Annotated in this window: 9 protein-coding genes; all 9 read right to left on the minus strand. The window is 34.8% G+C overall.

Features of this window, described 5'->3' with window-relative positions; all coding sequences use genetic code 11:
• Window positions 1-65: 65 nt before the first annotated feature.
• A complete protein-coding gene (locus MHH96_RS01905; protein ID WP_047943825.1) occupies window positions 66-1,832 on the minus strand; it encodes a sensor histidine kinase in 1,767 nt (588 codons plus the stop codon).
• 243 nt (window positions 1,833-2,075) lie between these two features.
• Window positions 2,076-2,681, minus strand: a complete 606-nt coding sequence (locus MHH96_RS01910; protein WP_047943824.1) for a YesL family protein — start codon at window positions 2,679-2,681, stop codon at window positions 2,076-2,078.
• Entirely contained in the window at window positions 2,674-4,260 is a 1,587-nt protein-coding gene (locus MHH96_RS01915; protein WP_144579456.1) for a family 43 glycosylhydrolase, read from the minus strand. Before MHH96_RS01915 ends, MHH96_RS01910 begins: the two co-directional genes overlap by 8 nt.
• 31 nt (window positions 4,261-4,291) lie before the next feature.
• Window positions 4,292-5,422 (minus strand): glycosyl hydrolase family 8, encoded by a 1,131-nt coding sequence (locus MHH96_RS01920; RefSeq protein WP_047943823.1) that lies wholly within the window; start codon window positions 5,420-5,422, stop codon window positions 4,292-4,294.
• Between the two features lie 68 nt (window positions 5,423-5,490).
• Complete coding sequence (locus MHH96_RS01925; RefSeq protein ID WP_047943872.1) at window positions 5,491-6,372, minus strand: carbohydrate ABC transporter permease; 882 nt, start codon at window positions 6,370-6,372, stop codon at window positions 5,491-5,493.
• Window positions 6,373-6,388: 16 nt separating this feature from the next.
• A complete protein-coding gene (locus tag MHH96_RS01930) occupies window positions 6,389-7,345 on the minus strand; it encodes an ABC transporter permease (protein ID WP_047943822.1) in 957 nt (318 codons plus the stop codon).
• Between the two features lie 121 nt (window positions 7,346-7,466).
• Complete coding sequence (locus MHH96_RS01935) at window positions 7,467-9,131, minus strand: sugar ABC transporter substrate-binding protein (protein ID WP_095258369.1); 1,665 nt, start codon at window positions 9,129-9,131, stop codon at window positions 7,467-7,469.
• Between the two features lie 611 nt (window positions 9,132-9,742).
• Complete coding sequence (locus MHH96_RS01940; protein ID WP_235844466.1) at window positions 9,743-10,459, minus strand: GntR family transcriptional regulator; 717 nt, start codon at window positions 10,457-10,459, stop codon at window positions 9,743-9,745.
• Window positions 10,460-10,576: 117 nt separating this feature from the next.
• Window positions 10,577-11,776, minus strand: a complete 1,200-nt coding sequence (locus MHH96_RS01945; RefSeq protein ID WP_047943818.1) for an enolase C-terminal domain-like protein — start codon at window positions 11,774-11,776, stop codon at window positions 10,577-10,579.
• Between the last annotated feature and the right edge of the window lie 234 nt (window positions 11,777-12,010).

A 12,010-nucleotide genomic window follows, 5' to 3' on the forward strand; every position in this document is an offset into this window, starting at 1 on the left:
GAAAGAAACACTAAACGAAAAAGTAATTAACACCTGTATTGGAAATATGCTGCCAAGCTTAATCTCTATATAATGGGTAACTTAATGTATACTTCTGTTCCAGTGTAATTCTGGCTTTCAATTTCTAATTCCCCCTCCTCTTGATAGTGCATTTTTATCCGTAAATAGGCATTTAAGATTCCTGTGCTTTCTTCCCAATTGGATGTTGTCACATCATTTTTCTCAAGGGACTCTCTTATTTTCCTTAATCTCTTTGCATCCATCCCAACTCCGCTATCTAAAATTTCAATATAAATAGCATTCTCTTGTGCAGAGACGATGATGCTAATTTCTCCTCCATTTTTCTTTTTCTCAATCCCATGAATACAGGCATTTTCCACAAAAGTTAATATCAGCATCTTTGGAATATAATGCTCCTTGCATTCCTCTTCTACATAGATAGAAAAGTTCAATCTATCTACAAAACGATATTTTTGAATATTTAAGTATCTTTGAACATATGCTAATTCTTCCTCGACAGTAACAAAATATGAATCACTCCATTTGGTCATTCTTCTAAATAACTGTGCTAATTCATTAATAACTGTTGCACTTTCTCGATCTCCATTTAGTAAATTCCTCATTCTGATGCTATCAAGCGTATTATAAAGAAAATGTGGATTTACTTGACTTTGAAGCGCATTAAGCTCTGCTTTTGTTTTGGCTAATTCTATTTTCTGCTGTTCTCTTTCTTTTTTGTACACTTCACCTAATAATTCATCGATTTTAACCACCATGAAATTATAACTCCTTATTAAATCACCTATTTCATCTTTCCCTTCATTTATATTGATTCTTTCGAATATCCCTTTTTCTACTTTCAATAAATGCTGCTCTGTTAGAGCAATTCTATCTTGAAAAGACTTATTAATAAGCAAAATAACAAGTGTGGGAAATAGAAAGTTAAAAATTATTAACACAAGTAGTACGGTTTTCTTGTTCTCAATGAGATCAAAAATATTAGTCTGATTATTAGATATATAGATATCCCATCGATCATTGATTGCTAGAAAAGAATCAGATAGATTAAATTTGGATTTTTCTTTTGATTCTAACTTTCGGAATATAGTATTCTTCTTCTCTGAACCATGATTACTAAAAATAACCTGATCATTATACGCTATTACAATATTATTACTCGTATCTTCATTTTTGATATTTGCCAATAATCGATAGTAATTAATATTTATTTTTACAATACTTTTATATCCGTTGCTTCCATTTGGTAATTCTCTTATAAAACTGATCGTTCGATTCGACTCTAACTTTGGTGGGAATTGTTTATTCTCTTCATAATATGGATATAAAACCATGTTCTGATTATTCTCTTTGTAAATTCTATACCAATTCGTATGCTCGACCGCTCGCAAATTCCAAAAAACCCCACCGTTAATAATAGTTGGATTAGTAGTGTATATTTCAATACTTTCCAATGCTTGGGATACATAAAAATTATTAATGATGTTTTCTTGAACAAGTGAAATATAGTCACTATAATAATCTACATTATCCTTATACTCCTTTTGGAGAAATTCATTGATCTTCAAATCTCTACTAATATAATTGGATACTTCCGTAATCTCGTTGAAGCTCTCATTAAGATGATATTTCAGCCGTTCTATCGTAATCTCCATTGATTTATTTTTTTGGATATCCTCATTTTCTCGAATGGAATGGATAATGACTAAATTAGTAAGAACGATAGGAATCACTACAGCTAATAAATAAATTAGAATCATTTTTTTCTTTATTTTAATATTATTCAGAAGCAGAGCAAGCAAGTTTTTTCCCATCCTTCCAAACTAAGCTCTACACAAATAGTAAAGCTAAAGGCTATTATCTATCATAATCAGAAAGAAATAATAAACAACAGCGACTGCTAGCCTACTAATTGTAAACGTTTTCTATAATGTGTATTCTACCATTTATTTACTGTTACTTTATAGATTTTCTCATAAAATCATTATTGCTATGTTTCTTTGAAGAATTAGTTATAATCTGAACTTGATCCCTCTCCTTTTTACTACAATCTCCTATTATTTTTCTTTCAAATAACTGGAGAATATATTTTCCATATAGCGACTTATCATATAGGAGAAAAAAGCTGGAATGATTACAACTAAAATTGGTAATAGCCATATACTAAATATAAAAAGCACTAGAAGTGTTAATAGAAATAGCGATTTAGGCAAATGGCTGATGGCTAAAATGGCCGCGTTTTTCCAAACAATTTTTAATGGGGACTGAAATCTCGCTATATAGGAGATAGCATAGATAAAACAACAACATGCCAAAGGGATAAGTAGAAGAAATATTGTCTGCCCTATTATAGATACAACACTCCCATTTGCTTGTGCCCCTAAAAACAGGCTATTGTAGTAAAACACAGAAATGACAGCTACAAAAAATATCCAAGTAATAGTAGCCTGGTTAAAGCTACTTTTCATCGCTTTCCAAAATTGCTGAAATATATATCCCTCTTCCTCTCTAATTGCATAGTGGGCTGCATAATATAATGCAGCCGTGGATGCCCCAATCGTAATGATAGGTAACGAGAATACTGTCCAAAGAAGACTTAAGTATAATAAATTGGCTACCTTTGTCAATCTCCTCATATATATTCCATTCATTAATCTATTCATACAGTTTCACCTTTTCTGTTATACGCATTTCTACTTCCTCGTTTACTTGCTCCAGCCATTGAAAGTCTGCATAACAAATGTTTGTAAGATCCGATTTACTAGTTACATAAACTCCCATTGTACAACCAACAAATCCTCCTGCCACTTCCGTACTTAGGATATGTGCATCTATATTCTTCACCACTTCTATTTCCTCGCCATCTTCTTGAGAATAATAGAAGTGAAGTTTTTGACAATCGCCTCTTATTTTTAAGGTTAAATTACGAGAATCCTCTACTATACGTTCTTCCAGCTTCTCTTCCCCATTATAATTTGTTATGACTCTCAATTCTCTTTTTCCATCAAACAATCCTGAGACAAAGCGAATAGAATAACGATCATTTTGCAGAATGACAAGCCCGGCTTCATCCCCATTTTGTTGAGGTATAAAATCCAGCCTCGTTTTAAGCGTATACCACATGGATTGTTGTCTAATCCCTATATAAGAAGGGGATGCAATATCTGCGATTGTATGTGGGGAAGCGTACATTCTTAACCAACCGTCTCTTTCATCAAAAACATACTTTTCTATATCAGGATTTCTTAAAAATAATAACCGCTTATCTAAAGGTTGTTCAAACAGAATTCGAGGATTTACTGTTTCTGTTGGAAAAAGTGGCAGCCTGTGCATCTGCTCTCTTGCTAACCTTCCTAATCCCGGATTAATGACTGGCCAATCACTCTCCCAGACTACTTCTGCTAGAAATGTCTCTCTGCCTAAATTGCTATATCCGTCAAAAATACGACTTGCAAGACAAGTCATATACCATTGCCCATCCGCTGTTTCCACTAAGTCGCCATGCCCTACATTACATACAGGATAATCACGTCCAAGATGCCTATGTGTAAGAATAGGGTTACATGGATTTCCTATATACGGACCATCAATTTTTTCACTTCTCGCAATCGTGACACAATGTTCAAACGAAGTGCCACCTTCTGCAATCATTAAATAATAATAACCGTTCCGCTTATATAAATGTGGTCCTTCTGGCCAGATTGCCTCTCTTAGAGCACCCTTCCAAAGTTTTGTACTGACTCCAATCAGTTTCATGGATTGAAGATCTATTTCCTGTAGCCATACCTCCCAGTCTCCATTGTAGCGCACTCCTTTGGGATTTGGCCTTGTCCCTACATAATAGCTTTTTCCATCTGTATCAAAGAATAGACTTGGATCGATTCCTTCTGCTCCTTCTAAATAATATGGATCAGACCAGGGTCCTGTTGGATCAGTTGCTGTCACAATAAAGTTTCCACCCTTCGGAACATTTGTCGTTATCATATAGAAAATTCCCTTGTTATACCTAATAGAAGGTGCAAATATTCCTTGAGAATGTGTAACATCTGATAGGGGAAGCTGCGATTTTCGGTCCAATATATTTCCGATTAATTCCCAATTAACAAGATCCTTACTATGGTAGATCGGAACACCAGGAAAATAAGAAAAAGTGGACGTAACCAAATAATAATCATCTCCAACTACACAAATAGATGGATCAGGCGAAAATCCTTTTAAAATTGGATTCTGAAAAGTCTGCACTGCCAATCATCCCTTCTTCTCAAAAATAGCACTACCATATTCTATAATTTCCGCTTAACGATAAAAACGCAAAGCTATAAAGAAAGTTATCATAATATCTTCGCTCTCCCGTTCTAAGTGGGGTATTCCAAAATTTCTCTACACACTCTTTCGCATAATCAAACTTTCCTGCTGTTGCAAGGGAACCCATCGCATTTGCTGCTAATAGTCCAACAGGATGTAACACCTTCTGCTCCACCTTTGTTCCATCTATAGCATAAACGTAATCCTCTTCCCCTTTGACTGTTTCACAAAAGAATTTTTGAATCTTTGCCACACAATTTCTTAATTCTTCGTCTTTGCCAAACCATTCGTAATCGAGCCCAATATTAGCCGCTACCCGATACGAATCACTATAAAAGTAGAAATGTTCGCTGTCATAGTAGGGGTTTCCATCATAATCGGCATACTCTGCCGTAAGCCCCGTAACTGGATGGCATGCTTTTAGCAAATAGCTTCTACTCGCTTCAGCTGCTTCCTTCCAAAAATCACGATCCTCTTCATTTGCCCATAAGGAAAAGAGTTCATAAAAGTGTGGCAAATGATAAGATGGATCAGAGTATTCTACTTCTGGAATAAATTTAATAAGCTTATTTTCAGGATTCCACATTGGGAAGCCATCATTGTTTTCTCCTTTATGAATACAATAGTGGAGAATATCTTTCGCTTCTTTTGAATACTCAAAAATTCCGTCTCCATCTCCCCAGCGATGCGAAGCAAAAAATAATGCCATTGCAAAAAATTCTTCTCCGTCGGGAGCTGGTCCATAGGAATTTTTTACTCCTTCGGGTGAAACAGACCATGCAAAATAGTTAGCATGGAGTCCAGAATCCATCCACATATATGTTTTTGTCCATTTCCATAACCGATCAAATACTTCCTTTTGATCTAATTGCACACTTAACATCATTGCATAGGACATACCTTCTGTCCTTACATCGTTATTGCCCGTATCTACCACATATCCCATCTGGTTATCTGTTTCATAATAAATTCGTTCCTCTTCCTTTCCCAAAAATAGCGTTTGCCAAATGAGCGCTAAGCGATTGTTAATTTCCTCTTCTTGATAGCCATATTTTTTAAATAAATTAGTATATTCTCCCGTCTGAAATGCTTTTACCATATTAATCTACCGAACTATCACTTCCTGATAGTAAGGCAGCTCACCTCCATCATTTATTTTTAACATCTTTATTCTTTTACTCCACCTATTGTTAGTCCACTCATAAAATACTTTTGTAAAAAGGGATAGAGACAAACAATCGGCAATGCCGTAATAATTGTGGTTGCGGCTCGTATTGATGTAGGAGTGACCATAGAAGACGAGTTTTTCATGGAATCCACATTTGCACCTTGATTCGTCACAGAAGAAAGCAGTTTCATTAATTCATATTGTAATGTAGTTAATCGATCATTAAATCCGTTGTATAACATCGCATCAAACCAAGAGTTCCATTGATATACTGCTATAAATAACGCAACTGTTGCTAAAACTGGTTTACATAACGGCATTATAATACTTATAAATATTCTAAAATGAGATGCACCATCCATTTTGGCAGATTCCACTAAACTTTCCGGTAATCCATTAATATACGTGCGGATAACTAACATATTAAACGCACTTATCATTCCCGGAATAATATACACCCAAAAGCTATTTAACAATCCTAACTTACTCATCAAAAGGTAATTCGGTATCAAACCCGCATTTAAATACATAGTAAAGATATAAAGTAATGTAATAGATTTTCTAAATACAAATTCCTTTCTGCTTAATATATAGGCTAAAAGAGCAGTTAGAAATAATTGAACGATTGTGGCAATTACCGTTCTCGCAACAGTAATAATAGAAGCTTGGATAAGCGTATCTTTTTTTAATACAGTTATATAGTTTTCAAGTGTTAATTCTCTTGGAAAGAGGTAAATTCCTCCTTTAATAGAATCTAATCCATCATTAAAGGAAACTGCTAGCGTATTTAAAATGGGGTACAGTGTTGCAAGAATAAAAAACAGTAAAAAAATCCATTTTAAAATATCAAAAAGTACATCAGAATAATAGACCTTTTTCATCACTCTCCATCCTCCTTTAGAATAGTCTTTCTTCTCCCGCTGCTTTCGCTAAGTGGTTAGCAATGAAGATTAAGGTAAGACTAATTATTCCATTAAATATTCCAGCAGCTGTAGCTAATGAATAATTATTTAAGCTAATTCCGTATTTTAATACAAAGATATCAATTGTTTGCGATACTCCTTGAACTAATCCATTGCCTAATAAATATTGAACTTCAAATCCAGCATTTAATATATTTCCAATATTGATTAACAAGAGAATAAAGATAGTTGGTTTAATTCCCGGCAGTGTAACATGCCATATTTTTCTTAAGCGATTTGCTCCATCAATAGATGCTGCCTCATACAGTTCTTCATTAATCGATGCCATTGCCGCTAAATAAATAATGCTCCCCCATCCAGTTGATTTCCATACATTTGCAAAGCCTACAATCCACCAAAAGTATTTGGGATCTGCAAAAAAGTTAATAGGTGCATCAATTATGCCAAAGACTAACAATAATTGATTAATAATGCCTGTTTCCGGAGACAAAACTTCCATTACAATTCCTGTCACGATAATCCAAGATAAAAAGTGAGGAAGATACGATACGGTTTGCATAAACTTTTTGACTGTTTTATTTCTTACCTCATTTAAGAGAAGTGCAAATCCAATGGAAAAAATGAATCCTAGCACTAGGTTTATCATACTCATTGCTAACGTATTACGGACTACATTAATGAATGTAGGATCAGAAAAGAGAAATTTAAAATTATTTAACCCCACCCATTCTTGTTCAAATATTCCTCTTCCTGGCCGATAATTTTGAAAAGCCATTAACCAGCCACTAAGAGGAGCATAATAAAAAATTAATGCATAAATTACAAATGGGATAGATAGTAACACTAATTCCTTTTGCTCTTTACATTTTTTAAATAATTTTTTTAAAGAACTTACCTTTTTCGGAGATGGCTGTACGACAGTTTCTAACATTACCGGTTTCTCCTGCTGCACCTTTTACACACACCTTTCTTTAATACGAAAGGGATTGGGAAAACGTCCTATATTTCAGGGCGCATCCCAATATTTCGTTAAATAATCATTACCAGCCTTGTTAATTAGTAGATTCAGAGACTTCAATTCTTCGTTGTACTTCCTTTGTTAAGGCATCTTCATAGGCCTTTACATCAACTTGAGAATTATAAGCATCCATGTAATCACTCCAAGCACTTTCAAACTTATCTGGTGGTGTCATAATAACTTTTGGTAACCACTGCTGCTTTACTTCCGTCATTTTTTCTTTTGAAATTCCTTCTGGTGTGCTGGCAGTCCATCCATTTGTCGCTGAATAAATAGGATACCAAGGTGCGTTTTCCTTCACTGGTGTTAAGAAATCTGTCCATTTTTTATAGCCATAAGCATCAAGAATTTTTCGATCCAAATCAGATAAAGTAGCATAGAATTCATCTGGCTGTTCACCTGGAGATACAGCATTGATTCCGTCTTCCATCATTCCAGTGTATGTCGGGAAATAATTATAATCAGAAAAATTATTCGTTACATAATTCTGGTTTTTTGCGTTTTTACGTTGTTCTTCGGTTCGATAGAATAAACCTTTATCATCTACTTCATAATCAACACCCTTTTCTCCCCAAGTCCTCATAACCATAATCTCTGGATCAAGTAAGTCATTTAGGAACTTCAAGGAGCCCTCAACATCCTTATTACTAATGCTGATGCCAAGGCCATTTGCAACATTTAATGTTGGCGGGCTAAAATATTGCGGTGTAACATTTTTATCTAAGACTAAATCAAGCGGAACATAAGTTAGATGATCTAAACCTTGTGATTTAAGAGAAGTTTCTGCATCTTGGAATTGCCAATATTGATCAACCATTCCTAATACACGCCCTGAAGAAATTTTTGCAATATATTGATCATAAGACATCGTAAAAGTTTCTGGATCAACTATTCCTTTGGCAAATTTCTCACTTAGGATTTTGTAATACTCTTTTGCTTCTGGAATTTGATCATAAACTTTTGCTTCCTTTGTTACAGGATCAATAACCGCAGCTCCGTCATTAGGATATCCCGCTAAAAATTGCGGTGGGTTTTCTAAACAGAAATATCTCCAATCATCAGACAAAATGGAAAATCCAATATTCTTCTGGCCATCCTCTGAAGTAGGATTTTCTTTAAGATAGCTTTCAATTAGATCAAAATATTCATCTAATGTGGTGATTTCAGGATAATCAGCCCATTCCAAAATACGCTTTTGAATCCAAAACGCTTCATCACTATGGTTAACTGCCATATTCTGCCCTTTAACGACACCAAATTGCGGAATAATATAAATATGGCCATCCTCATTCCTAATTTGATTCCATTGAGCATCCGTATACAAGTTTTTTATATTGGGATAATCATCTAAATAATCCTCTAATGGGATTAATGCACCAGCATTGATTAATGCAGCTGTACCATCTGATCCATCAATAAAATCAGGATATTCTCCTCCTGCAATCATTACACCGATTCGCTCGGAAGCCGTTTGTCCTGTTAACCATGTAACATCTGCTTTCGCTCCTATTTTTTCAGCAATTTTATTCATCATTCTATTATCATCCGGTAATTCTTTACCAGGCACAGCCATAAATGCAGTAAAAGTTTTTATTCCATTTTCATCCACATTTGACGATGTTTCCTTATCTGATTCGCAGCCCGAGAGCACTAATAAACCTATTAAAAACAAAGATAAAACGGATAGTATCTTCTTCATCTGTACACCTCCGGATAATTGTTCAACCAATAAAAATAAAGATGTATTTACTCCCTATAAATTAAAGATAGCAAGGTCCTTCTTATCCTCCCCCCTTTTCACTCCAAAAAAAGAAAACGCTTTCTTCATCAACCATAACAAATGTAAACAATGTTTTCATCCATACATTCTAAAGAGATTACTCAAAAAAGCCATGATTTATTTAATTTGTCTTATTTTTTTGGATTTTTCATCCAAAAATATAGAGGATTTTAATGATATGGTGAAGGAGATATGGAAGGTTGTTTTATTGATATACAAATAAATGGGAGATTTTAAAGTACTTACAGTTTGTCGACAAAAAGATATGGAAGAAGTAGAAACCCATTTTCATGCGTTGCTTGGAGCAGAGGGGGGTGAGATAGCGAGGCAGCCTGAGACCCTGCAGGCTGAAGGCAGACCGCGGCTCAGCGCGAACCCCCGGAGCGGAAAACAACACCCTAATTCAAAGACATTAATAATCTATACTTTACTCAAACTTCTATTTCCAAAATACAGGAGTTTATCTACTGTCTGAAGGGACATTGTTTACAGTCCCTATTCCTTTGGAGGAAAAAAACAAATATTTCCCCCTAATTCTTCCTATACTGATGACTATATGGATTAAATGGAGTGAAATAAGAAACGGAGTAGTCCAAATTTATCATCTCACTATATTCAAAAACGGTGCCATTCTGCAGAATTCCTCTATTAAAAATCTTCATAGCAGCTGTACCTTTTTTGCAATTAAGCAGCTCGGCATCTTCTTTACTGACATTTATAGCACTATAGGTAGTAATAAAATGAGAGATTTGATAGCCACATTGCTGGACATACTCATGAACGGAGTTTTTTACTGCTTCCTCCTCTAAATCTGGGAAATAGGCACAAGGAAGTCTTGTTGTTTCTATTTGCATTTTTTGAAAATCCACAATACGAACGCGTTTATACTCCCATACTTTTGTTTTTTTACCACTTAAGTCAAATATTTTTTCTAATGCATGATCTGCCTCTATTTTTTTAAAATAGATAATTTTTGATTGGATATCTTTAAACTTTCTTTCTGTGAGTGAATTATATATTAAAGGGCTTTTATATCGTGTTTCCTTTACAAAAATTCCTGAACCCTGAATAACTTTTACACACCCTATATTCACAAGCTTTTTTAGTGCTTCACGAATAGTGTATCTTGATACATCATAATGTTTTGCCAGTTCTCTTTCCGTTGGGATCTTTTCGCCGGCTTTGTATTTATTTTGATAAATCTTACTTAAAATATCTTCTGCTATAAAGTCTCTTTTTTTCATCATTATTACCTCTCAAACAGAATAGGTTTCATCCGCCCCATCATTCTAACATATATTTATTTCTTAAAAATAAAAGAAAGAGACAGATCCCTTTTACTAAGACCTCTCTCTTAACTTCTATTATGGTGTATGAATAGCACCGTTTGGTATTCGTGCTTGTGTCCACTCATGTTTACGATAGATAACAGGGTATTCCTTCACCATTTCCTCATCAAATTCTACGCCAATTCCCACTCTTTCAATTGGGTAAATATAACCTTCATGCACTTTTACCGAATGCGGGAACATTTTCATTGTCGTTTCATCTGGTTCCTGAATCTCTTGAATAGCCGCGCTATGAAGATGAATATTTAAATGCGTATTTACCGCCACCCCAATTGGCGTCATATCAGAAGGCCCATGCCACGCAATGCGCACACCAAAATTTTCACAAAGAGCAGCTAGCTTAAGTGCTGGGGTAATTCCACCAATTTGGGAAACATGACATCGTATATAATCAATTTGTCGATTAACGATTAGATTTCTCCATTCCATTGGATTATTAAAAAGTTCTCCCGTCGCAATAGGTGTCGTACATTGTGCTTTTAGTTGGGAAAGCCATTCATTTTGATCAGGCGGCAAAATATCTTCTAAGAAATAAAGCTTATATGGTTCCAGTTCTTTTGCCAACTGAAGGGCTTGATTTGGAAATAACCTTTCATGAACATCGTGTAAGAAGTGAATAGAATAGCCATATTTTTCACGAAGTGCCTTAAACATAGTAATGACATCTGTCATATAAATATCTGGATCAAAATATTCCCCTTCACTTAGTTCGTTCGTCAAATGCATTTTTTGATTTTTCCCACCATATTTTCCTAACTGGCAACGAATATGACGATATCCTTTTTGGATTAACTCATCTACATTGGCAAAAAGTTCATCGAGTGTTAATCCGTCAGCATGGGTATATGCGGCAATCGCATTTTTAGATTTTCCGCCTAGCAATTGATAAAGAGGCATATTAGCAAGCTTTGCTTTTATATCCCATAAGGCCATGTCGATGCCGGCAATCGCATTATTCATTACCGGTCCATTGCGCCAATAGGAATTGACCATCATCATCTGCCATAAATCTTCAATATGATTGGCATCTTTATTTAATAGTAAAGGTTTAAGATATTCGTCAAGAATGGATTGAACTGCTAAAGGCCGCTGCTGAAAGGTTGCACATCCAAATCCGTAAATCCCTTTATCAGTTTCCACTTTCACGACAACTAAATTATGCCGATGTGGATTGGTTACAAAAGATTTTATATCTGTTATGATTGTCGGTTCCACCAAAATCTCCTTCTCTCTTTGCTTCTTCTTGTCAAATCAAAGCCAATTAATACTTAAATTTAAACATAGGAAAAATGAAGCGTCAATTTGGTTAGGCAAGTCATAATATAGCGTTAATTTACCATACCAATTTTATAAAAAAATCGAATAAACGCCTTATTTTATAAGGATTTCTTCATTTTTTTGGTTTTTTTAAACCGTTTTCAAAAATGAAAGAGCTGTGCTATGATTTCC

The sequence above is a fragment of the Niallia sp. FSL K6-0212 genome, from assembly GCF_038007605.1.
GTDB classification, from domain to species: domain Bacteria; phylum Bacillota; class Bacilli; order Bacillales; family Cytobacillaceae; genus Niallia; species Niallia circulans.